This window comes from Tractidigestivibacter montrealensis (assembly GCF_024741235.1).
In the GTDB taxonomy this organism is placed as follows: domain Bacteria; phylum Actinomycetota; class Coriobacteriia; order Coriobacteriales; family Atopobiaceae; genus Tractidigestivibacter; species Tractidigestivibacter montrealensis.
In genome coordinates this window covers 139012-161838 of the sequence record NZ_JANSKA010000003.1, presented here as the reverse complement: position 1 = coordinate 161838, position 22827 = coordinate 139012, and the positions used below count along the sequence as shown (strand labels likewise).

18 protein-coding genes are annotated in these 22827 nt (G+C 64.0%); 6 read left to right on the top strand and 12 right to left on the bottom strand.

The features are described from left to right. Nucleotides 1–146 precede the first annotated feature (146 nt). Together NVS32_RS05430 and NVS32_RS05425 are read left to right on the top strand one after the other, a co-directional pair. A complete protein-coding gene (locus tag NVS32_RS05430) occupies nucleotides 147–407 on the top strand; it encodes a hypothetical protein (RefSeq protein WP_258498973.1) in 261 nt (86 codons plus the stop codon). Next, nucleotides 293–2020, top strand: a complete 1728-nt coding sequence (locus tag NVS32_RS05425) for an alpha-amylase (protein WP_438273325.1) — start codon at nucleotides 293–295, stop codon at nucleotides 2018–2020. The genes NVS32_RS05430 and NVS32_RS05425 overlap by 115 nt, the downstream gene beginning before the upstream one ends. Here NVS32_RS05425 and NVS32_RS05420 read toward each other — a convergent pair. Beyond that, nucleotides 1993–3111: a DUF3810 domain-containing protein gene (locus NVS32_RS05420; protein ID WP_052009904.1), complete on the bottom strand. Its 1119-nt coding sequence runs from the start codon at nucleotides 3109–3111 to the stop codon at nucleotides 1993–1995. The two genes, NVS32_RS05425 and NVS32_RS05420, sit on opposite strands and share 28 nt — an antisense overlap. Before the next feature lie 498 nt (nucleotides 3112–3609). Between NVS32_RS05420 and NVS32_RS05415 the strand changes: the two genes are divergently transcribed. Then, nucleotides 3610–4038, top strand: coding sequence for an Hsp20/alpha crystallin family protein (locus tag NVS32_RS05415; RefSeq protein ID WP_032111185.1), 429 nt, complete (start codon nucleotides 3610–3612; stop codon nucleotides 4036–4038). 70 nt (nucleotides 4039–4108) lie between these two features. On the opposite strand, the gene nrdG is transcribed toward NVS32_RS05415, so the two are convergent. The 4 genes from nrdG to nrdD all read right to left on the bottom strand — a co-directional run bounded on the left by nrdG (nucleotide 4109) and on the right by nrdD (nucleotide 8026). Next, the gene (gene nrdG, locus NVS32_RS05410) at nucleotides 4109–4657 is read right to left on the bottom strand and encodes an anaerobic ribonucleoside-triphosphate reductase activating protein (protein WP_032111184.1); all 549 of its coding nucleotides are present in this window, start codon (nucleotides 4655–4657) and stop codon (nucleotides 4109–4111) included. Nucleotides 4658–4685: 28 nt separating this feature from the next. Then, the gene (locus NVS32_RS05405) at nucleotides 4686–4955 is read right to left on the bottom strand and encodes a type II toxin-antitoxin system RelE/ParE family toxin (RefSeq protein WP_052009903.1); all 270 of its coding nucleotides are present in this window, start codon (nucleotides 4953–4955) and stop codon (nucleotides 4686–4688) included. Beyond that, nucleotides 4948–5238, bottom strand: coding sequence for a hypothetical protein (locus NVS32_RS05400; RefSeq protein ID WP_032111183.1), 291 nt, complete (start codon nucleotides 5236–5238; stop codon nucleotides 4948–4950). The genes NVS32_RS05405 and NVS32_RS05400 overlap by 8 nt, the downstream gene beginning before the upstream one ends. Before the next feature lie 565 nt (nucleotides 5239–5803). After that, nucleotides 5804–8026, bottom strand: coding sequence for an anaerobic ribonucleoside-triphosphate reductase (gene nrdD / locus NVS32_RS05395; protein WP_258498972.1), 2223 nt, complete (start codon nucleotides 8024–8026; stop codon nucleotides 5804–5806). A gap of 510 nt (nucleotides 8027–8536) precedes the next feature. On the opposite strand from nrdD, the gene NVS32_RS05390 reads away from it, so the two are divergent. Then, nucleotides 8537–9697, top strand: coding sequence for an aminotransferase class I/II-fold pyridoxal phosphate-dependent enzyme (locus NVS32_RS05390; RefSeq protein ID WP_072354319.1), 1161 nt, complete (start codon nucleotides 8537–8539; stop codon nucleotides 9695–9697). Between the two features lie 106 nt (nucleotides 9698–9803). Beyond that, nucleotides 9804–10388 carry a nitroreductase family protein gene (locus tag NVS32_RS05385; protein WP_258498971.1) on the top strand — a complete coding sequence of 195 codons (585 nt, stop codon included), beginning with the start codon at nucleotides 9804–9806 and terminating at the stop codon, nucleotides 10386–10388. 27 nt (nucleotides 10389–10415) lie between these two features. On the opposite strand, the gene NVS32_RS05380 is transcribed toward NVS32_RS05385, so the two are convergent. Genes NVS32_RS05380 through NVS32_RS05370 form a run of 3 tightly spaced genes read right to left on the bottom strand, consistent with a single transcriptional unit; the run spans nucleotide 10416 to nucleotide 16471 of the window. Beyond that, complete coding sequence (locus NVS32_RS05380) at nucleotides 10416–12191, bottom strand: acyl-CoA dehydratase activase (protein ID WP_258498970.1); 1776 nt, start codon at nucleotides 12189–12191, stop codon at nucleotides 10416–10418. Next, nucleotides 12181–13500, bottom strand: a complete 1320-nt coding sequence (locus NVS32_RS05375) for a 2-hydroxyacyl-CoA dehydratase subunit D (RefSeq protein ID WP_118110443.1) — start codon at nucleotides 13498–13500, stop codon at nucleotides 12181–12183. The genes NVS32_RS05380 and NVS32_RS05375 overlap by 11 nt, the downstream gene beginning before the upstream one ends. 1 nt (nucleotide 13501) lies before the next feature. Then, nucleotides 13502–16471, bottom strand: coding sequence for an insulinase family protein (locus NVS32_RS05370; RefSeq protein ID WP_118110446.1), 2970 nt, complete (start codon nucleotides 16469–16471; stop codon nucleotides 13502–13504). A gap of 193 nt (nucleotides 16472–16664) precedes the next feature. On the opposite strand from NVS32_RS05370, the gene NVS32_RS05365 reads away from it, so the two are divergent. Then, the gene (locus NVS32_RS05365) at nucleotides 16665–17630 is read left to right on the top strand and encodes a DMT family transporter (protein ID WP_032111177.1); all 966 of its coding nucleotides are present in this window, start codon (nucleotides 16665–16667) and stop codon (nucleotides 17628–17630) included. Nucleotides 17631–17873: 243 nt separating this feature from the next. Here NVS32_RS05365 and NVS32_RS05360 read toward each other — a convergent pair whose 3' ends face one another. The 4 genes from NVS32_RS05360 to NVS32_RS05345 form a co-directional block, all read right to left on the bottom strand. After that, nucleotides 17874–18965 carry a coiled-coil domain-containing protein gene (locus NVS32_RS05360; protein WP_032111176.1) on the bottom strand — a complete coding sequence of 364 codons (1092 nt, stop codon included), beginning with the start codon at nucleotides 18963–18965 and terminating at the stop codon, nucleotides 17874–17876. A 300-nt stretch (nucleotides 18966–19265) separates the two neighbouring features. Next, nucleotides 19266–19727 carry a universal stress protein gene (locus tag NVS32_RS05355; RefSeq protein ID WP_117651801.1) on the bottom strand — a complete coding sequence of 154 codons (462 nt, stop codon included), beginning with the start codon at nucleotides 19725–19727 and terminating at the stop codon, nucleotides 19266–19268. 148 nt (nucleotides 19728–19875) lie between these two features. Then, entirely contained in the window at nucleotides 19876–22485 is a 2610-nt protein-coding gene (locus tag NVS32_RS05350; RefSeq protein ID WP_118110452.1) for a DEAD/DEAH box helicase, read from the bottom strand. Further along, complete coding sequence (locus tag NVS32_RS05345) at nucleotides 22482–22790, bottom strand: hypothetical protein (protein ID WP_117651803.1); 309 nt, start codon at nucleotides 22788–22790, stop codon at nucleotides 22482–22484. Before NVS32_RS05345 ends, NVS32_RS05350 begins: the two co-directional genes overlap by 4 nt. Nucleotides 22791–22827 lie beyond the last annotated feature (37 nt).

The window sequence follows — 22827 nt, the reverse complement described above, 5'->3', positions numbered from 1 at the left end:
TAACACGTTGGCAATATTGTTTCAAGTGTGTTTCGCGATGCTGAACAGGACGCGGGCATTGTGGCTGGCGCAAGCTTTTTGGGCTAAAGGGGTAGGATTCCCGTAACAGGTGGACGCCGCGTTGGCGTCCCGAAGGGAAGGTTCCCATGGTTACGTTTCTTCTCGCATCGCTTCTTGCCGTTCTGCTTGCGTCGGTCATGCTGGCGGTTATCGCGGTGTGGCTTGTGTTTGCCCTTGTCGTGGGCGTACTTCGCGTGATGGGCTGGGCGATTGGCGCTGGGCTGCGAGTGGTGTGGTGGCTCTTCCTTGCCTCGCTGGTGCTAGGGCTCATTGGCTTTGCGCCCGCCATCCTCGTGGCCATAGTTGCGGCAGTTGTGGCCTGCGCACACCCCACGCGCATAGGGTAGGTGCGGCGGCTGCGCTTATGAACGGCACGATGCTCCAAGGCTTCTCGTGGTACCTCGACGCGGACGGCGGGCACTGGCGCCGCCTGGCCGAGGATGCCCAGCTCTTTGCCGACAATGGCATCACCGCCGTGTGGCTGCCGCCCGCATACAAGGGCATGGCCGGCGCAAACGACGTTGGCTATGGCGTGTACGACACCTATGACCTGGGAGAGTTCGACCAGAAGGGCTCCGTGCGCACCAAGTATGGCACGCGGGAGGAGTACCTGGCCGCCATCGACGCGATTCACGCGGCGGGCATGCAGGCCGTGGCCGACGTGGTTCTCGACCACCGCATGGGCGCCGACGGAACGGAGCGCGTACGCGCGACCGAGGTTGCCTCGTACAACCGCGAGCAGCCCGTCTCGGCGCCGCGCGACATCACGGCTTGGACGCGCTTCGACTTTCCCGGGCGCGGCGACAAGTACTCTGCCTTCAAGTGGAACTGGACCTGCTTTCACGGCGTGGACTACGACGAGACAACGCATGCGAACGCCATCTACCTTTTTGACGGCAAGCACTGGAGCGAGCAGGTGGACCACCGTGACAACGGCAACTACGACTACCTCATGGGCTGCGACGTGGACGAGATGTACCAGCCCGTCTACGACGAGTTGCTGCGCTGGGGCGAGTGGTACCTCTCGACCTGTGACCTCGATGGCTTTAGGCTGGACGCGCTCAAGCACATGGACCGCCAGTTCTTTCTCCGCTGGCTGCCGGCGTTGCGCCAGGAGTTTGGCAAGGAGCTCTTCACAGTGGGGGAGTACTGGTCTCCGGATGTGGGTGAGCTTAAGGCCTACCTTGGCTCTGAGCGCGCGATGAGCCTCTTTGACGTGCCGCTCCACTACCACCTGTACCAGGCATCCTGCTCGTTTGGGAGCGCTGACCTGCGACATCTCTTTGACGGTACGCTTGTGGGCGCCGATCCCACGCGCGCCGTGACCTTTGTCGAGAACCACGACACACAGCCTGGGCAGGCGCTCCAGTCCTTTGTGCAGAGCTGGTTCAAGCCCTCGGCATACGCGCTCATCCTGCTGCGCGAGGCGGGCTACCCGTGCGTCTTCTACGGTGACCTCTTTGGCATGCCCAACGACGGCAACATTCCCGCCGTGCGCGAGCTGCCGCTGCTCATGGAGCTGCGGCGTCGCTTTGCCTACGGGCCGCAGCACGACTACCTCGACGACCCGGATGTTGTTGGCTGGACGCGCGAGGGCGACGGGCGCCACGGCGGCTCCGGCGTGGCGTGCGTGCTCACCGATCGCGCAGGCGGAGCAAAGCGCATGTACGTGGGGTCGCGCCACGCCGGCGAGCGGTGGGTCTCGGTGCTTGGCGGGGAGTCCGACGCCAGCGTGGGGGACGACGGATGCGCTGAGTTTGTCTGCAAGGGCGGGGGCCTCTCGGTGTACCTGCCCGAGGATACGGCTGGCGTGCTCGAGAACGACATCGTGCGCTATGGGCGCGACGTGCCCGCGGACCTTGGCGCGCACCTGCCGCCGCCTACCGAGGAGGAGCGTCGCGAGGGGGACCGCATCCGGCGCGACGCCGAGCGCTACTCGTCGAGCCAGGCGAGCAGGTAGTCAACAACCAGGCCGTATGAGCGCACACCGTCCTTCTCGCCAAAGCTCTTGAGGTAGGTGTCGTTGACCGTGGTGCCCACGTCCTCGAAGGGACCTTCGAAGGCCTGGTAGTGCTTCTGGGTGGCGGCGCGGTCTTTCAGCACGAGTGCCACGCCGGCGCCGTTTGCACCTGCGAGCGCGTCCGAGACCAACTGCTGGGCGCGCTCCGGGTCTTGTGCCAGCAGTGCATTTACGCAGTAGTTGAAGGCAGAGTAGTAGCCAGAGTACGAGAAGCGCACGTCATCGCTGGCAGAGCATGCGAGAAACGCCGAGAAGTTGGCTTCCTGCTCGCTGGCTATGCCCAGCCGGTGCGCGGCCTCGTGGCACATCGTGAAGGGGAGCTCGGCGATCGCGGTGTGAAGGGGCACGCTCGACTCCGCGGTTGCGGCCCAGAAGATTCCCGTGTGGCCGCTGTAGAGCAGGGGCTCGCCAAAGAGCAGAAGCGACTTGACGGGGGCGGTGCTGCCTGAGAAGACCTCGTAGCGCTGGGAGAGCGGTGCGTACGATGCCCCGGCGATGCGTGCCAGCTCGTAGAAGTCCTGGTGGGAGAGGGTGCCGTCCTCCTCGCGCGGAACAAGCTGGGCGCGGGAGGCCGCCTGGTTAAGGTAGTACGAGGTGGCGTCGGCAAGCTGGTCCTCGCTGTACTGGCCAACCTCAAGGCCAAGGTCCTGCGAGAGCTCCGGGGCATAGTGGTTGAGCGCCCAGCCGGCGGTGCCCAGGAGTGCCGTTGCGGCGACGACCAGTGCCACAACTGAGAACCACGGAAGCATGCGCCGGTGACGGCGGATGCGGCGCACCAGCGTCGTGAAGGCCGCCACCACAAGGCCTGCCGTGAGCCAGTCCCAGATGGCAAAGGGGGCCACGGAGGTTGCGGTGGCGAGCGCGGACATCAGGAGCTCCGAGAGTCGTCGGTAGCCGGGGAAGAGGATTGCCTGCAGGCTTGGCTGCGAAAAGAGCATTGCGAGCAGCGGGCAGGCGGCTGCCAGGAGGGCTGCTGCCACAAGGCGGTTCCTTGTCGCCTGGTCCTGCTTTTCTCGGCCGCCCCTTGCCATGTGCCGCTCCTCTCGTCCGCCGCCTTCCCAGTCTAGACGCTGTGGTTCTCCCCACGATTCTCACTGCGGCGTTCACGCCTGGGTGCCAGAACAACCATCCTGTAACCCCTGTCGTTGTCGGGTCGTTTTCGAACAGAATTCGCGTTGAATGAGCAGCAAGATGTCGAATTCTTGCCCCACAAATGCCTCGAGGGAAGAGAGGGTGGAAGCGTGAGGCGATTCCACTACCCCGTCAGGCGTTGGAACTACGCACGGGTGAGGGACGAGACGGGCAAAAGCCCAGCATCACACAAAGCTCAATCGCGACCGTGCGTGGTTTGGCGTAGTTGGGGTGAGAGAGGCGGGCTGCTGTACCTCGAGGTTTGAGAAATATCTAAGTACGATTGACTTAGAAAAACTTAGATAGTGTGTATAAAGGAATCGCAGCGGGGAACATATAAGAGTGAACCCAAGGAAGCCCAAAGAAAGGGCTTCCACCACATAGAAGGAGTGGTAACGATGGCTGGCATGGTTCCTTATAGTGACTACGAGAAGGCACTTCGCAGGGCTTGGCCGTTTGGAGCCTTCGACGACTTCTTCGCTCCTCTCGCAGCGATCAGCGCAGATGACGCCTTCAAGATGAACGTCGAGGACGCGGGCGACAAGTACGTGGTCACCGCCGAGCTCCCGGGCGTCAAGAAGGACGAGGTCGGCGTCGAGCTCAACGAGGGCAGGCTCTCCATCTCGGTGGACAAGAAGGAGTCTGACGAGGAGAAGAACAAGAACTACCTGCAGAAGGAGACCTCGGAGTGGCAGGCAAGTCGTGGCGTGTACCTGAAGGATGCCGCGACGGATGGACTCACCGCAAAGATGGACGGCGGCGTCCTTACCGTCAATGTCCCCAAGCAGGCCGAGAAGTCCAACGTCACGAAGGTCGCAATCGACTAGCAGCGTAGGCTTTGCCCCATGCAGCGCGCAGTATGCAATGGCGCCCCGGTTTCGGCCGGGGCGCCATTATTTATGCCCACGCATGCTGGGCAAACTGGGGGTCGTCCTCCCATATGGTGACTTTGCCCGTGGCAAGCGTTGCGGGGACATCGATGAGACGCTGGTTCGACGAGCCGCGAAAGCGCAGCGTGATATCGTGCAGCTCCTGTACAAAGGGGCCATCTACCAGGACGTTCAGGCAGGCGAGAATGCGGTCCATATCGGGCGAGGCGTGGTCTCCGCTGCCGGTGAGCTGCTCCCAGGTGCGCCCGGAGTACATCCAGATGTTCTTCTCGGGGTAGGTTGCCCGCACGCGCTCGAGGAAGGGTGCCAGGGCCGCGGCGTTCTCCGGCTCTGTGGGTTCTCCGCCCAGGACGGAGAGGCCGTCGACGTATGGTGCGGCAAGTGACGAGAGGATCTCCTCCTCGGTCTCCTGCGTGAACGGCTTGCCGGCCGAGAAGCTCCATGCCTCCTCGTTGAAGCAGTTCTTGCAGTGCAGACGGCAGCCAGAGACAAAGAGCGAGGTGCGCACTCCGACCCCGTTGGCAATGTCACAGTACTTGATGGTTGCGTAGTTCATGGGAAGACCCCTTTTGGATTGAGACGTGCTAGTGGGTAGAGCGCTGTGGGACAAGGCCACGTATCCGCACCGTATCGGTTGAACGCTCATAGGTGTAAACGATATAGAACGGCGCAACATCGCATCGGCGTACTTCTCCTCCATACCTGCTTTTAAGGTATTCCGAGGAGACGAGCGTTCCACTTTCCGGGAAGGTCTCGAGCATCGAGAGGACTGATTCGAGATGCTTGCGAACGCGAGGGGAGTAGATGGTTTCGGCGTCCTCAAGAAACGTGAGGGCGTAAAGCATCTTAGCCATTGGCTGCCAGCCTCTCGTCGAGAGCGCTAAAGAATGCATCAGTTCCCTCGATGTATTCTCCCTGTTCAAAGCAGTCATCAGAGGCCTTAATGCACGCGCGCATGCGCTCCGTGAGCGCCGCTTCTTCGGCAGCATTGTTGAGCTGCTCCTCGAAGAGGTCCTCGCTCATGAAGACAAAGGCTGCGTTGCCGTTCTCGGTTATGTGGACCACGTCCTTGCGGGCAATGTCCTTGATCTCGCGCTGGCGCGTCTTGAGGGCTGCGGAGGAATAGATGGCAGTCATGGGGGCTCCTTTGTAGACGCAATTCGATACCAGATATGGTACCAAATTGAGTATCAAATTAATACCGCAGAGTGATTCGACGGATGACTGTGTCCCAAATCACGTACGAAAGCGCGATGTGACTCGTCTCTCGCAAGGTGCAGCCTAATGCCATCGCAATCATTGCGCGAAATTCCTGACAAGAACGACATTTGACCAGTTGAGCTTATCGATACCTAGAAATAACGCGCAATAATTCCGCTCCGGTGTGGACACATCGAGGCGTACCGGGGAGACACACTGACGAGACGCACAAACTACTCGTCCCCCGACGATCGCGTGCTGAGAAAAATCGCAGGTAGAATACCTGCGGTTACCAAGAGAGCTGCTATTAAGTCGCAGTTTTCGAGCAAGGAGCCTTTTCTGCCCCCACCAGCTGCGGAGACCTCGCCCCTCTGCTCTTAGGGTGCCTTTTGCGTGCTTTGCCCGTAAGGGAGACCTCGCCCCTTTGTCCCGGCGCAGTTCCGCAGCGCGCATAGCGTGCGAGGATGTTTGAGCACGGGCAAAGGGGCGAGGGTTTCAGACCTTACAGGTGCAGCACGCGATCCTTGATCTCTTCCGTGCGGCCCTGGTTCCAGAACTGCGTGCCAATGTAGCCGCAGGTGCGTCGGGTCACGTTGAGCTTGGACTGGTCGCGGTTGCCGCAGTGCGGGCACTCCCAGACGAGCTTGCCGTCGTCCTCCACGATCTTGATCTCGCCGTCGTAGCCGCACACCTGGCAGTAGTCGGACTTGGTGTTGAGCTCGGCGTACATGATGTTCTCGTAGATGAACTGCATGACGCGGATAACGGCCTCGAGGTTGTCCTGCATGTTGGGCACCTCGACGTAGGAGATGGCGCCACCGGGGGAGAGGCGCTGGAACTCGCTCTCGAACTTGAGCTTGGTGAAGGCGTCGATCTTCTCGCGCACGTTCACGTGGTAGGAGTTCGTGATGTAGCCGTGGTCGGTGATGCCCTTGACCACGCCAAAGCGCTTCTGCAGGCACTTGGCGAACTTGTACGTGGTGGACTCGAGCGGCGTGCCGTAGAGCGAGTAGTCGATGTTCTCGGCTTCCTTCCACTCGGCGCACTTGTCGTTCATGTGCTGCATGACGGAGAGCGCGAAGGGCTTGGCCTCCTCGTCGGTGTGGCTCTTGCCGGTCATGTACTTCACGCACTCGTAGAGGCCAGCATAGCCAAGCGAGATGGTGGAGTAGCCGCCATAGAGGAGCTTGTCGATCTTCTCGCCCTTGTCGAGGCGGGCAAGCGCGCCGTACTGCCAGAGAATGGGCGCCGCGTCGGAGAGGGTGCCGCAGAGACGGTCGTGGCGGCAGCGCAGGGCGCGGTGGCACAGCTCGAGGCGCTCGTCGAAGATCTTCCAGAACTTGTCCATGTCGCCGTCGGACGAGAGGGCAACGTCGGGCAGGTTGATGGTCACGACGCCCTGGTTAAAGCGGCCGTAGTACTTGGGCTTGCCGGGCTCGTAGTTCTTGGCCTTGGCAACGTTGTCGTAGCCGTTGCCGGAGCGGTCGGGCGTGAGGAAGGAGCGGCAGCCCATGCAGGTGTACACGTCGCCGTGGCCCTCGGTCTCGCCCTTGGAGAGCTTGTACTCGCGCATCTTCTTCTCGGAGATGTAGTCGGGCACCATGCGCTTGGCGGTGCACTTGGCTGCCATCTTGGTGAGATAGAAGTACGGGTCGCCCTCGTGGATGTTGTCCTCCTCGAGCACGTAGATGAGCTTGGGGAACGCCGGGGTGATCCAGACGCCCTTCTCGTTCTTGACGCCCTGGTAGCGCTGCTTGAGCATTTCTTCGATGATGAGGGCAAGATCGTGCTTCTCCTGCGCGCTGCGGGCCTCGTTGAGGTACATGAACACGGTGATGAACGGTGCCTGACCGTTGGTGGTCATGAGGGTGACAACCTGGTACTGGATGGTCTGGACGCCACGCGCGACCTCGTCGCGCAGGCGCTTCTCGACCATCTCGTCGATCTGCTCGGGCGTGGCCTTGTAGCCAATGGTCTCCATCTCGGCGTAGACCGAGCGACGGATCTTCTTGCGGGAGACGTCGACAAAGGGCGCGAGGTGCGTGAGCGAGATGGACTGGCCGCCGTACTGGCAGGAGGCCACCTGGGCGATGATCTGCGTGGCGATGTTGCAGGCGGTGGAGAAGCTGTGCGGGCGCTCAATGAGCGTGCCGGAGATCACGGTGCCGTTCTGCAGCATGTCGTCGAGGTTGATGAGGTCGCAGTTGTGCATGTGCTGCGCGTAGTAGTCGGCATCGTGGAAGTGGATGATGCCCTCCTCGTGCGCCTGGACAATGTCGGCGGGGAGAAGGTCGCGCATGGTGAGGTCCTTGGAGACCTCGCCGGCCATGTAGTCGCGCTGGACGGAGACGACGGTGGGGTTCTTGTTGGAGTTCTCCTGCTTGACCTCCTCGTTGTTGCACTCGATGAGGGAGAGGATCTTGTCGTCCGTCGTGTTCTTCTGGCGCTTCTGGTTCTGGACGTAGCGGTAGATGATGTACTTGCGGGCCACCTCAAAGTGGTCGAGGGCCATAAGCTGGTCCTCGACGAGGTCCTGGACCTCCTCGACGGTGACCGTGTGGCCAGACTCCATGCACTCGTCGGTTACGTTGAGCGAAGCGAAGCGAATTTCGCGCTCGGTGAGGCGCTCGTCCTCGGGCACCTCCATGTTGGCCTTGCGGATGGCGTTCTCGATCTTTGCGACGTCGAACGTGACCTCAGAGCCATTGCGCTTGATAATCTTCATGTGCTCACTCCCTCTTGCGTATTGCCTGACAACAGACTGAAAACGTGCAGCTGTTGGCAATGCGGCTGGCTTGTTTCTCTTCACGCTGCAGCGAGTGCAGCGTTGCGGTGTCGTCTACTATGCCACAATATCTTGTGCCCAGTGTGCGAGATAAATACCGGATATTGTCTCTTGATATTTCACAATGCGTTGGAACATTGCGGAATCATCGCAGGTGAGAAAAGAGCGCAAGTTCAAACATTTAAGATAACGGCGACATCTGGCGACCCGATTTTCGGTGAACGGCACGGGGTCTTGTTGACCTTGTGCGCCGTGTGGCGCAAGCGGCCGGATGGCTGGTTTTTTTTGGTCGGCGTGGGCCGCTCACTGCCGTTGGCCCGTCCACGCGCTGCCGCCGGCGCCATCCAATGTAACAATCGGGCACGTCATTGCCTCAGGAGATGTTCCTGCGGCCGCCGGTGGTCTACAGTCCCATGCGTACGTTACGCCTGCATCCGGGGAGGGGTGCGCATGCAGTTCTCAAAGAGGCTCGACCTGTTTGGCGACGAGGTCTTCGCTGCGCTTAACGCCAAGCGTCGCGAGCTGGAGGCACAGGGTCGCGAGGTTTTTGACCTCTCTGTTGGTACGCCGGACTTCGAGCCGCCGCATCACGTGGTCGAGGCGCTGCGAAAGAGCGCGGAAGACCCCGCCAACTGGAAGTATGCCCTGCACGACAAGGACGAGCTGCTCCAGGCCGTCTGCGACTACTACCGTACGCGCTTTGGCGTCGAGGGCATCACGCCTTCGATGGTCATGAGCTGCCGCGGGACGCAGGAGGGCATGGGCCACGTGTGCGCGGCGCTGGCAGATCCTGGCGACGTGGCTCTCATCCCCGATCCGTGCTACCCGGTCTTTGCCACAGGCACGCTTCTGGCGGGAGCGAAGCCCTGGTACTACCCGCTTACGGCAGAGCATGACTTCCTCCCGTGGGTCGAGGGCATCCCCGCAGACGTTGCGGACGCCGCGCGCTACATGGTGGTCTCGCTTCCCGCGAACCCCGTTGGCTCCGTGGGGACGCCCGAGGTGTACGAGCAGATCATCGCCTTTGCCAAGGCGCACGACATCGTGGTCATCCATGACAACGCCTACTCCGACATCATCTTCGACGGGCCGGCCGGTGGAAGCTTCCTCGACTACCCCGGTGCGCTCGACGTGGGTGTGGAGTTCCTCTCGCTCTCCAAGTCCTTCAACGTGACCGGCGCCCGCCTCTCGTTTTTGGTGGGGCGCGAGGACATCGTGGCTGCCACGCGCAAGCTTCGCAGCCAGGTGGACTTTGGCATGTTCCTGCCCGAGCAGGACGCGGCCATTGCCGCGCTTACGGGCCCGCGCGACTCGGTTGAGCGCCAGCGCCTGCTCTACCAGGAGCGCAGGGATGCACTGTGCGACGGCTTGGAGGCTGTTGGCTGGGAGCGACCCAACGCGCACGGGTCGATGTTCGTGTGGGCGCGCATACCGCATGGCCGCATGGACTCCCAGGCGTTTGCGCTCGAGCTCATGGAGAAGGCCGGCGTCATTGTGACGCCGGGCGCGAGCTTTGGTCCCTCGGGTGAGGGCTACGTGCGCTTTGCCCTGGTCATGCCTCCGGAGCGCCTGCGCGAGGCATGCCAGAGGATTGGAGAGTCCGGGATCTAGCGGGGTCGCGTCTGCGGAAGCGCGGGTGTGGCACCGAGCGCGTTGTCGCTGCCGGGGAGCGGCCTCGGCGGCAGTCAGCCGGGCATGCCCGGCAGGGGGTGTTGAGATGAACTCGAAGAACTTCCAGGACCTGGTGAGATCTTCTCGCTCGTATCGGCGGTTCGCGGAGGACGAGCCGCTGAGCTACGGGGACCTCGCTGCGCTGGTGAACGCCGCGCGATTTGCGCCCTCGGGGAACAACATGCAGACCTTGCGCTTCCACATTGCGGTTGAGCCCGCGGAGCGCTCGGCGGTCTTCTCCCGTCTGCACTGGGCTGCGCAGCTGCGCGACTGGAACGGTCCGGCCGCGGGCGAGAGGCCCACGGGCTACATTGCCGTGTGCGCGCCCAAGGCGCTTGCGGCAAACCCCATCCGCCTGATTGACACGGGCATTGCGGCGCAGACGATTGCGCTGGCAGCGGCGTCGCGTGGGCTTGGCTGCTGCATGCTCAGGAGCTTTGACCCAGACTTGAACGACGTCATGGGCGTCTCGGCTGTGGACTACGTCACCGAGCTGGTCCTGGCCCTGGGAGAGCGCGGCGAGCGCGTGGCGCTGGCGACGAGCGAGACCGAGCACGGGCTTGCGTACTGGCGCGACGACGAGGGCATCCACCACGTGCCCAAGCTCGCGCTGGAGGACCTTCTCGTGTAGATGAGACAAAGGGACTGTCCCTTTGTCTCATCCCAGCGAGTCGAGGCCGATAAGGGCCGCGCCGATGGCGCCGCAGAGCTGCGAGTCCTCGTGCGTGGCGACTGGCGCCTTGAGCACCTCGGAGAGCGCGCGTACCACACCCTCGTTCTGCGCGACACCGCCGGTCATGAGGTAGGGCGGCTCGGCACCCACGCGGCTTGCGAGCGTGGCGGTCTTTCTCGCCACCGAGACATCGAGCCCGTGGATCACGTCGGGGGTGGGGGTGTTTGCGGCAACAAGCGAGACGACCTCGCTCTCGGCAAACACGGTGCACATGCTTGTGATGCGCACCTCATGGCGCCACTCGAGGCCCCGGCGGCAGAACTCGTCGAGGTCCATCTCAAGCACGCGCGCCATGGCTTCCATAAAACGCCCGGTACCTGCGGCGCATTTGTCGTTCATCACGAAGCCCGCCACGCTGCCGTTGGCGTTCAGGTGGATGACCTTTGAGTCCTGTCCGCCAATGTCGATGACCGAACGCGCATCCGGCGCGAGGTAGTGGGCGCCGCGCGCGTGGCAGGTGATCTCGGTAACCGAGGAGTCCATGCCCTCGATGTTGTCACGGCCATAGCCCGTCGAGACGCGCAGGGCCACGTCGCTCGCAGCAATGCCTGCCTGGGAGAGTGCCTCGTCCATCGCACGGGCCGCGGCGTCTGCCGCGCGGGCACCGGTTGGCACAATGGCCGTGGCCACAATGTGCTTGTCTGCGTCCATGATCACGACGTCGGTCGAGGTGGAGCCGGAGTCCACGCCCATGACGTAGGCCGCTGCCTTGGGGCCTACGGGTGCGTCACCTGACGCCGTCGGCGCGGGCTGTACCTGGTGCGCGGCACCGCCGCGGGCCCGCAGGGTTTCGCCAAAGGCCTCGAGTCTTGTGCGCAGCTGGCCCTCGCTCTGCGACGTACCGTCCGTCTCAATCTTGACCATGGGAATCTCGTCCTTCTCCGCAAGGGCCCCGTATTCGAAGCCATAGTAGTCGCAGAACTTCATGGTGTGGTAGACCACGCCCTGCTGGCCACGCTCGCCCACAAGCTCGCTCCGCTCGGCAATGTCATCCATGCGCATGCAGGGAATCTGGCCGAGAAGCGCCGGTGCGTACCAGTCGAGAAAAGCGTCGAGGGGGTCGGCCGCGGGGGTTGCACCGCCATCGCAGCACACGCCGCAGGCAGGACCCGTAGCCATCCGCGCGAGCTGGGGCGGGGGAGAGACCTTGAGGTGCCGGCTCGTGCAGGTGGCGTTCTCCACCGGCATGCCCACGCCCTTCTCCACCTCGGCGACAAGCGATGCCGAAGCGTGCGCGCCCATGAGCGTCACGCGGTCGTCCGCGCGCGCCACGCCCGTCCCGCAGGCGGCGCATGCCGCGCTCACGTCGAACTGCGCTCCACTGTATGCGGCGTAGGCGTCTGCGAGCGCCCGCAGACGGCGACGGAAGAGCGCAATCTCCGCGGGCCCGCGCCGGTGCGGCAGGTCAAGCAGGTAGAGGAAGTCCATACGGCCAGAGGCCTGCAGCACGTCGTAGACGCGGCGCACCACATCGCAGCAGGTCACAAGCACTGCCTCGTGCACGTCGGCCGCCATCATGCGCTCGATGAGGCCCTTGCCGTAGCCGCAGAGGTTGGGATGAGCCAACGCGTCGGCGTACGCAAAGGAGGCAACGTCCGCCTCGGCGATGCGTGGTGCGGCTCCAAATCCCGCAAGGAGCTCGATGGGCGTGTACTTGCACGCGTAGAAGAGTTCGTTATGTTTCTGCTGTTCAGCTGCCATGTTTCTCAGCTTCCTTGCGCTTCTCGACCATCTCGAGGAAGGCCGAGAACCTCGTGGACATCTGGCCCTCCATGCAGTTGGCGCGGTCGCAGGCGTCGCCATCGAGTACCAGCACGGGCCAGCCTGCCCCCTCGAGCTGCCGGCGGATGAGCTGCGCCGCACCCGCCGTCTGCTTGCAGCCCCAGTGGCAGAAGAGCACCACGGCATCCGCGCCTGTCTCGCGTGCGAGATGCTCGATGCAGTCTGCCCGGCGCGTCGCCGGGCCGTTGAAGCAGCTGCGCACCAGGCGTTCGGCCATGAACTCGTAGGGGCTCGAGGCGTCAAACCATGCATCTCCTGCACTCACGTGCTCGAACATCATGTCCGATGCCACGATCTGCGACGTCTGGCTGGTGTTCACGAGCTCGCCCAGAGATTCCAGGAAGTAGGGCGAGACGTGCGCCCACACCAGGTTCACGCCCTCGTACGGGGAGGCGGCGAGAAAGTCGTGCTGCATCTCTCGCGCCAGGGCCTCGCATTCTGGGAGTCCCAGCGAGAGGTGGAGGTCGAGCATCTCCATCATGTCGATGGTCATGGTGTTTGCCAGGTAGCGCCCGCGGCGCGTGGGAAGCGTTGCGGCAAGCTCATGCATCGTGCGCTCGGAGCATGCGCAGACCTCGCGCAGGCGACCCTCGTCGAGCTTGCGCGAGAACGCGTCCTCCGTGACGCGGGCAAGCTCGCGCAGCTCGTCTGCCACGTAGAGAGCCGAGTCGCGCGAGACGTCGTAGGGGACATCCACGTACACGTGCGGGACGCCCCAGAAGCGGCCCAGGGCCTTGAAGGTGAGGTTGTTGGCGTCGCAGGCAACCGAGCAGCTGGCGAGCATGCGGGGCTTGCCGAGCACCCCCGAGGTCGCCATGCCCATGAGGATGCGGTGGTAGGAGCAGTACGTCTCGGGAATGCCGCGTCCCTCCGCTGCGGAGATGAACGCGCCTTCCGCCTGGGCGCCGCTCGCAAAGGAGGCGACGGCTTCCGCCGTCACGGGGTGAGCGTCCAGGGCGTGGAAGATCTCGTTGGGGGTGAAGACACTCGTGACCACCGCATTGTCGAAGTTTGCGAGCGTGCCCACCACGGAGTCCATGAAGAGCTGGTAGCCGTGGTTGCCCGAGGGCAAAAGGTCGCCGTAGGGGACAAGGTGGACCTTGCCGCGCATGGCCTGGAAGCCAAGCATGAGCCAGTTGCGCACAAAGTCCGGGCGCGTCGAGAGGTTCTTCTCGGCCACGCCTCCGTACCAGCCTATGAGGCGCTCGCCTGCCGAGCCGCCCGCCACGCTACGCCCCCTCGCTGCCGACGAGCTCGTGCACGGTAAGGTCGAGCCCGGATGCCTCGATGGCCTCACGCGGACCAAAGACGCAGACGCCCGCGGGAGCGGCGGTGGGCTCGAGCGCCGGCGCGAGAGCGCGCACGGCCTCGGCGGTGGTGTCGAGCTCCTGCTGGCGGATGATGTTTCGCCAGTTGGCGGGCCTGCCGTTGAAGCGCTGCATGTCCTGCCTGCGGGCAAGCGCGCGGGGCTTCTCGGGAGCGTCCTGCGTGGCCACGGAGGAGACGATGTAGCCGGAGAGCTCGTCGTCCGTGGGGGTCCAGTTGGCAAGCCACGCGGCGGCGCCGTCGTAGCGCTGGAGCGTGGAGGCAACGTTGGGGTCGCGGAACGACCAGAACCTGCGGATGCCCTCGGTGGTGTGGCTAAACCCCACGCCGTAGGCGCCGCCCTTCACGCGGACCTCGTTCCAGAGGTAGTCGAAGGAGAGCGCACGGGTTGCCACCTGCCAGGTGCCCAGGGTGCCTGCGTCTTTCGTGGTTGGCGCGGCAGCGCGCGCCACAAAGGAGACGTTGGAGGGGATCACAAAGCCCTCGCGAGCGACCTTGGGGGCAGGAATCTGGAGCCTGTGCTCGCAGACATTCTCGCCCTGCTCCTCGAGGCCCAGCGTGCCGCCAAGCTCCCAGAAGCGCTTGCGGTCCTCGGCGGGGCCGGTGAAGCTTACCGTGACCTCGTCTGCGGTGAAGATGCGGTCTGCCAGGTTGGGGAGGATCTCCTGGAGCGCAGGGAGCCTGCGGTCCCAGTTGGCAAGCAGGCGCTTGAGGAAGAGGTAGTAGTCGATGCCGCCCATCTGGCTCGACGCCACCGAAGCGGACGAGAAGTAGCTTGTTGCACGGGCTGCCGCCGCCGTGTGGCCAGAGTTCACGAAGTACTGCTCGAGCGCCACCTTGCGCTGCGTGAGGATGTCGCGCATGCGATTACCGTCGAGGTAGAGGGTCTTGCCCCAGACCTCCTGCGGGATGCTTGCCAGGGCGTCGACCTTCTCGGAGAGGGCGCTCGCGCTCACCACGAGCATGGGGCGGGCAAACGAGAGATCGTCGTCGCGGCCGTAGGTCTCGTAGCCAAAGCCGAGGTTGCCAAGGTTTGCCTCGACCAGCGTGTCGAGGTCCGAGGCGGTGTGGAGCTTGGTGTCGAGCTTGCCGAGAAGGTCTGTGAGCACGCCCACGTAGGGCAGCTCGGCAAAGCCAACGCGACGCAGGTCGAAGTAGTGGTAGACGTAGTCGATGTGACGGGTGTCAAGTTCATGGGCAAGGCAGGAGAGCGGCGCCTTTACGTCTGCGACCTCCGGGTCCGGTTGTGCCGGCTCGATGTCTGCGACGGTGAGCGTGGGCAGCGTGGCCAGGGCCTCCGGGGAGTCTGGTGCCTCCTGCTCGGCACGGAGAGCCTCGACCTCGCGGCGCACGGCCTCGACGTCCTTGTCGCTCATCTGCGCACGCAGGCGGGAGAGCTCTTCTGCCTCCTCGGCAGCGTCACCGCCCTCGGTGGGAACGAGCTCGGCCAGCGCGGAATGGGGGTTCTCGCACACGGTCTCTTTGAGCAGGCCCTCGAACAGGCCGTTGTCCAGGCCTTTCTTGAGGTCGGCCAGCGCGTCCTCGTACTGCAGGTAGTCGAAGGGGTGGTTGTCGTCGTAGAGCCAGCTCGAGAGCGCCTGCATCGAGAGGGCCACGCCGTCTGTTGCCCAGGAGCCAAAGTCGCGCTCGCGCAGGTTGAACTCCGCCTGGGCAAGAGAGGCCTCGAGCTTGTCGCGAGGAATGCCGTTCTCGGCAAACTCGCGGCAGGAGTCTTCGATGAGCTTGCGGAAGCGGTCTGCCACGTCCGCACGGGTGCCCTTGAGCTGAAAGACCACCTCGGGCTGGGCGACGCCGTCGATGAGCGCGGCCTGGAAGTCGTTGGCAAGGCCGGCGTCGAGGACGCGGCGCTTGAGCGGGGCCTCGTTGGAGCCGCAGAGCGCGTCGAGCAGCACGTCCACGGCGAGCACGCGCTCGCGCTGGTTGGACGTGGCGACGACATACGCCAGGCACACCGAGGCGTTATCGGGGGTAGTTGCCATCTCGACCTTCACCGGGGCGGCGGTGACCGCCGGCTGGAGCGGAAGGGGGTTGGGCTCGCCTGCATTGCGGTTCTCGGCACCGCTGAAGCGCTTGTCGATGAAGGCCAGCTCGCGGTCTATGTCCATGTCCCCGTAGAGGATGGTGTAGCTGTTGGGCAGGGCGTAATGGCGGGCGTGTGCGTCAAGGAAGCCCTCGTAGGTGAGGGTGGGGATGGCGCGTGGCGCGCCGCCGGACTCAAAGCGGTAGGGGCTCTGGGGGAAGAGCGAGCGAGAGAGCGCCAGGCCCAGGACCTCGTCTGGGTCTGAGAGGGCGCCCTTCATCTCGTTGAAGACCACGCCGTTGTACGAAAGCGAGCCGTCGTCTGCCGCCTCGAGGTGCCAGCCCTCCTGCTCGAAGATGCGCCGGCGGTGGTAGATGGCGGGATGGAGGACGGCGTCAAGGTAGACGCCCATGAGGTTCTCGAGGTCTGCCGTGTTGGTGGAGGCCACCGGGTACATGGTCTTGTCCGGGAACGTGAGGGCGTTCAGGAAGGTCTGCATGGACGTCTTGAGCAGGTTGACGAAGGGCTCCTTCACGGGGTAGGCGTCGGAACCGCAGAGTACGGAGTGTTCGATGATGTGGAAGACGCCCGTGTCGTCCGCGGGCGGCGTCTTGAAGGCAATCGAGAAGGACTTGTTAGTGTCGGCGCACGCGATCCACATGGCGCGGGCGCCCGACGCCTGGTGGCGCAGCACGTAGATGGTGCCGGAGACCTCGGGGACGGGGGTCGCGGAGACAACCTCGAAGCCGGCGTGCACGCTGCCGGGGGCGAGGGACGGGTCGGGCGTGAGGAAGTCACGCTGGGGTGTTGCGGTGATGCCTTCGGATGCCATGGTTCCTCCTTGCGGCCTTTGGCCGCCGATATCGTATTTCGAGAAGAAGCTTAACACGCATGGTATGGTGCCCGTTTTCCCCAGCATGCAGACCCGCGTGCGGCGGGTGTGGCGTTCCGCTGTAGAATCACATGTCGCTGTGAGACAAAGGGACAGTCCCTTTGTCTCATCCGAGAAAGACGGGGAACGCGTAATGGCAGAGGCGCTCGAGGACGGCTCGCGCGACGAGAGGGACAACCACCCCAAGGTGGCTGACACCGTGCCGCCCAGCGATGAGCAGCGTCGCAAGCGCATCCTGCGCGGTGTGGTGTGCACACTTGTGGGCGGCACGTTCTGGGGCATCAACGGCACGGCAGCGAAGCTGCTCATGGACGCGTACGAGGTCGACCCGCTGTGGCTCGCGTGCGTTCGCGAGCTCTCTGCCTGCTGGCTCTTTCTCGCCGCGGCGCGCGTCACCAACAAGGGGCAGGTCACCCGTGCCCTGCGCGACCCGCGCTCCCTGGTGGGGATCTTTGGCGTGAGCCTTGGGGCAATTCTCTTCTCGCAGGTGGCCTACCTCGAGGCCATCAGCTGGACCAACTCTGCCACGGCCACGGTGATGCAGAGCCTGGGAATGCTTGCCGTGCTCGCCTACGTATGCGTGAAGATGCGCCGCGGACCAAAGCGGCGAGAGGTGCTGGGCATCGTGTTTGCCCTGGCGGGGACCTATCTGCTGGCAACGGGAGGCAATCCTGGGCAGCTCAGCCTGCCTCTGGGTGGCCTGGCGTGGGGACTTCTCTGCGCGGCAGCCTCGGCGTGCCTCTCGATCTTGCCTGCTCGCCAGCTGGCAAAGTGGGGCAACTTCGTGGTGAACGGGCTGGCGTTTCTCTTCTCGGGCGTCATCCTGCTTGTTGCGTATAGGCCTTGGGAGCACATGCCGCAGCTTGACGTGGCTGCCGTGGCGCTGCTCACCTTCATGGTGGTCGTGGGGACGTTTGGCGCATACGCGCTCTACCTGCAGGGCGTAAAGGATGCAGGCTCGATGCGTGCGAGCCTTTTGGGGACCATCGAGCCCCTCACCGCCACAGTGACCTCGGTTTTGTGGCTGGGAACGAGCTTCTCGGCGGCGGACCTTGTGGGCTTTGCGCTGGTGCTTGCGATGGTGTATCTCACGGCATAGAGGCGTGTGACCGCTAATTAGCCCTCGCAACGATGCGTTTTTCGATCGGTTAGAGGCTGCTAAACGATCGAAAAATACAAGTTGAGAGTGAAGCTGCAGATTCCGATCGGTTAGAGGCTGCTAATCGATCGGAATCTGCAGGTCTGGCGAGAAAGCCGATTCCGGAGCATGCGAGAAGCGCATACTGCCACCGGGCCCTTCGCCTTGCCATAAAATTGCGGTGTTCTTGTTCTTGAAACGCCCCTAGATCATTGCCATGTTGGCTGCAACAGAGGAGTACCACGCCGACGAGTTGGGCGGGCAGTACTTCTGTGCCATGGCGTAGGTGAGGTAGCCGCCGTAGCCGGAGGCAAGGCCGGCTGTGTGAGCGTAGATGGCCGTCTCCCAGCTGTTCCAGCTCACGTTGCCCCAGCCCCACGCGTTGTGGGGGTAGGCGCAATAGAGGCCCTTGCTGCTCTCGACGGCCGCAATCGCGGGCGAGAGGCGCGGGTCGATGCCGTAGTCCCAAGCCGCGGCGGCGAAGGTGCTGCCGTAGCCCGCAAGCGGGGACCCCGCCAGGTAGGCGTCGATGCGGGCGCTCCACTGGGACACGAAGCTGTCCTTGTCGCTCTGCCAGTTGACGCTCTCGCTAGAGCTGCTCGAATTGCTCGATGAGTTGCTGGAAGACTGGGGAACCTCGACGGTTGTCGTGTTGCCCGACTCGGTCTGGAAGGTCTGGCCCTCGCTCTGGGCTGCCTCCTGGAGCGCGGCCTGGGCCTCAGCCTCCTGCTCGGCCTGCTCCTCCGCCATCTGCTGCTGCAGCGCCTCTCGTGCGGCAACGGCGGAGTCGAGCGCGTCCTGAGCGTTCTGGCGCTCGGTCTCGGCCTGGGAAAGCTGGGAGTTGAGGTCTGACTGCGTGTTCGAGAGCTCGGTCGTAAGGTCGACGAGGGACTGGATCTGGTCGGTGTTGTACGACGTCACGGAGTCAAGGAACTGGATGGCCGACAGGAAATCATAGAAGCTGTCGGACGAGAGAATCAGCTCGACGAGACCCTGTGAGCCCTGCTGCATCTTGTACTGGGCGCGGATGCTCTGCGCCGCGGTCGCGCGCGCGTCGGGCAGCTGGGCCTCGATCTCGGAGATGCGCTGCTGGTTGTCGTCAATCTGCTGCTGGAGCTGGGCAACCTTGTCGTTGGCGGCGGTGAGCTCGTCGTTGGTCTGCTCGACCTTTGCCTCAAGGTCGTCGAGCGTATCGCCCCAGGCGATGGTTGGCCTTGCGGCGCCAATACCAACCGCCATGGTGCAGGCGAGTGCAAGCGCAAGGACTCCTGATCGGGTTGTAGACGAGAGCGACAAAGGTTACCTCCGTGGCCGACGTTGACGGAGCGCCGGGCGAGAACATGCCAACAGCGCAGCTAGATAACCTTAGCGTGAAAAGTGAGGTATCACGGTTCCTGCAAAAGTCTCAAGTCGTCATATAGGGTTGCGGCCCCGCCGCGCAAGAGGGGCCGCAACGAAAAATACGATAATTACCTGCGACTTTACAAAGTCATTGAGAATTACCACCGAGCGGGGGAACAAGCTGTGGGATTTCTGTGGGATACCGTGAAGGTACCAAAGAAATCCGTGAACGGCATGATGTGCATCCCAGGCGCGCTACTTCACCACAAGCACGTCGCAGGTCGTGGAACGCGTGAGGAAGGTGGAGATGGAGCCGAGAATCGCGTACTTGATGGACGAGAGGCCGCGCGCCCCGCAGATGACAAGGTCGGGCTTGATCACGTCCAGCATGTCGTCCTTCAGGGTCTCGCGGATGCGCCCCGCCTTCACGATGACTTTGACGCTCTTGATCTGCGGCTCCGCCTCGGCCTCGGCGACCTGGTCGGCGATGGACTCGCGGAAGTCCTTCTCGAGCGAGGGGATGAGGTCGACGGGGTAAGTCCCCGCGGTCTCGAGCGCGGTGGAGTCAATCACGTGGCCAATGTAGAGCTCCGCGTTGTCGTTCGCCGCCATCACGATGGCGCGGTGGAGCACCTTGGACTGGCGTTCCGTTCCGTCAAGCGACACAAAGATCTTGTCGTAACCGAGGTCCTGGTAGGTCTGGTTTGTCTCTGCCATGGCGTCCTCCCTTGTGTGCGAGCCGGGGACAACGCCCATGCGTTGCCCTACGGCATGGTTCTACCCGCCTGGACACCCAAGCGGACGAAAAAGGCGCGGGACGTGCGTCCCGCGCCCCTGAACGGCAATACCCTGCGCAACCACGTCCCTATGCAACCGTGTCCACAAACCCCACGCGGTAGGTCTTGAACACCACGGCGCCCTCGTCCTGCGTGGCGTCAAGGTCGACATCGCCCCATATGCCAAAGTCGTGGTCATCGTCGGAATCGCGGAAGATTTGATGGACGTGCCAGACGTGGTCTGCCTTCTCGTCCTTCTCGTCGATGTCGAGGTAGGCGGAGGAGCGGGCGTCTGCGTCCAGCAGGATCTGCTCGTGCTCCGCGTGGAAGGCGTCGAGCGCCTGCTGCCACACGACCGAGCGGTAGCCCCAATCCGCATCGAGGTCGCCCAGCTCCTCGACCTTGCCCAGCGCCGCCAGGCGCACCCGGGCGAAGAGGGCGTTTCGCACGAGCAGGGTGAGGCCGCGCCTGTCATGGACGACCTCGTCCACACTGGGCGCGGCAACCGCGGCGCCATCCTCGGTGCCGGCGCCCTCCCACTCGTCCACGAGCGAGGAGTCCGTGGTACGCACGACCAGCCTGAGCCAGGTCACGATGTCATCCAGACGCTCGTCGCGCTTCTCGGCGGGCACCGTGCGGTCAAGCACGCGGTAGGCGTCGGAGAGGTAGCGCAGGAGCGTGCCCTCCGAGCGGGCGATCTTGTAGCGGCCAATGTAGGTCTTGAAGTCGCTTGCCGTCTCGACCATGTCGCGCAGGACGCTCTTGGGCCGCAGGCAGTAGTCGCTTGCCCAGGGGACCTTCTCGCAGTACTCCGCAAAGGCAGCGCTGAGAAGGTCTTCGAGCGGCTTGGGGTAGGTGACCTCCTGCGCGCGCTCCATGCGCTCCTCGTACTCGATGCTCTCGGCCTTCATGGCCGCGATGGCGGCGCCGCGGGCCTCGCGCTCCTGGGCGCGCAGGATCTGCGGCGGGTCCTCGAGCGTGGCCTCCACCATCGAGATGAGGTCGAGCGCGTAGGTCTCGCTCTCGGGGTCCAGCAGCTCGATGGCGGCGAGAAGGAAGGGCGAGAGGGGCTGGTCAAGCGCAAAGTCCTCGGGCAGATCAACGGTGAGCAGGTAGGAGGTGGAGCCGTCTTCCTCCTCATGGCGCTCGACCACGCCGGCGTCGATGAGCGTGGCAAAGACCTCGTCGGTGCGCTGCGAGAGCGCAGCCTTCTCCTCAGGCGTCTGGGCGGAGTCCTCTATGAGCTTGTGCGTGCGCGCCCAGGCGTCCCCGCCCTGCTCGATCTCGGCGAGCACTATGGAGTGCGTGATGTGCAGTCGCGGACGGAGCTTCTCGGGCTCTGCCGCAATGAGGCGCTCGAAGGTCTGCTTGTTCCAGCCCACAAAGTCCGAGGGTGGCGTCTTCACCTTGATCTTGCGGGCGCGCTTGGGGTCTCCACCTGCCTTGGCCAGCGCCTTTGCGCGCTCGATGTCGTACTCGGTGGCCTCTGCGATCACGCGGCCCTCGGTATCGAAGCCGGCGCGGCCGGCGCGCCCTGCAATCTGGTGGAACTCGCGCGCGTTGAGTCGGCGCATGTGCCGGCCATCGAACTTGGTGAGCTGGGTGAGAAGCACGGTGTGGATGGGGACGTTGATGCCCACGCCCAGCGTGTCGGTACCGCAGATTACGGGCAGGAGGCCCTGCTGCGCGAGCTTCTCCACCAGCAGGCGGTAGCGCGGCAGCATACCGGCGTGGTGCACGCCCACGCCCGTGAGGATGAGCCGCTTCAGGGTCTTGCCAAACGTAGTGGTGAAGCGCACGCCCTTGACGGCGTCCTTCAGGGCCTCGCGCTGCTCCTTCGACGAGACGCCGTAGCTCGAGAGGGCCTGCGCGCTCTTGAGGGCAGCCTCCTGCGAGAAGTGCACAATGTAGAGAGGCGCGTCGCCGTCACGCAGGGCCAGCTCGACCGTGCCCTCGAGCGGAGTCTCCACGAACTCGTAGGAGAGGGGTACCGGCCGGGGGGCGTCGAGCACCTTGTCGACGGCGCGTCCGGTGTGCTCCTCGAGTGCGGTGGCAATGTCGGTGACGTCGCCCAGCGTGGCGGACATGAGCAGGAACTGCGTGTGGGGCAGCGCCAGCAGCGGCACCTGCCAGGCCCAGCCGCGGTCGCGGTCGCTGTAGAAGTGGAACTCGTCCATGGCCACGCAACCGATGTCTGCGTGCTCGCCAAAGCGCAGCGCGTCCTGGGCAAGGATCTCGGCTGTGCAGCAGATCACGGGAGCCTCGCTGTTTATCACCACGTCACCGGTGATCATGCCCACGTTGTCTTTGCCGAGAAGGTCAACCAGGTTGAAGAACTTCTCGCTGACCAGCGCCTTTATGGGCGCCGTGTAGTAGGCGCGGCGGTTGGTGCAGTTGGCTATGAAGAACATGCCCACGGCAACCATGCTCTTGCCCGAGCCCGTGGGTGTGCCCAAGATCACGTGGTCACCCGATGCAAGGTCGAGAAGTGCCTCCTCCTGATGGTCCCAGAGCTGCATGCCGCGCGACTCGACCCAACCGAGGAAGAGCTCGAGGGCGTCCTCGGCGGGGATGTTTGGATACGTCTCGTCATCCGGCCAGGGGATGAGGCGCCCCAGCGAGCCCGGGCCATTGGGGCCAAGGTCAACGGGAGTGGGGTTGGACGCGCTGGCGGTGGCGCCGGTCTCCTCCGCGCTCATCGCTCGTCTCCCGAGCAGGGCTCGGCGCCGCCGGCAAGCTCGGCGCGCACCACGTCCTGGAGGTGGCGCTCGGCTGCCGCTGTTGCCTCGGCGTCGCCCGAGCGCTTTGCCTTGCGGTAGGCGGCCATTGCCTGGGCAAACGGCCCCTCTACGAGGCTGCCTGCGTCGTCCTGCTCGCCCTGCGGGGTGGCTTTGCTCGGCGCTGCTTCCGGCGTTGCTGCTGGCGCGCCAAAGGCCGTCTTTGCCCCGTTTGCCTCGAGCTGCTCGCGCAGTTGCTCCGCGAGCTTCATGTCGCTCTCGTCCATGCTGTCCTCCTCGGCCTGCGCGGCCGGTGTTCTCGCT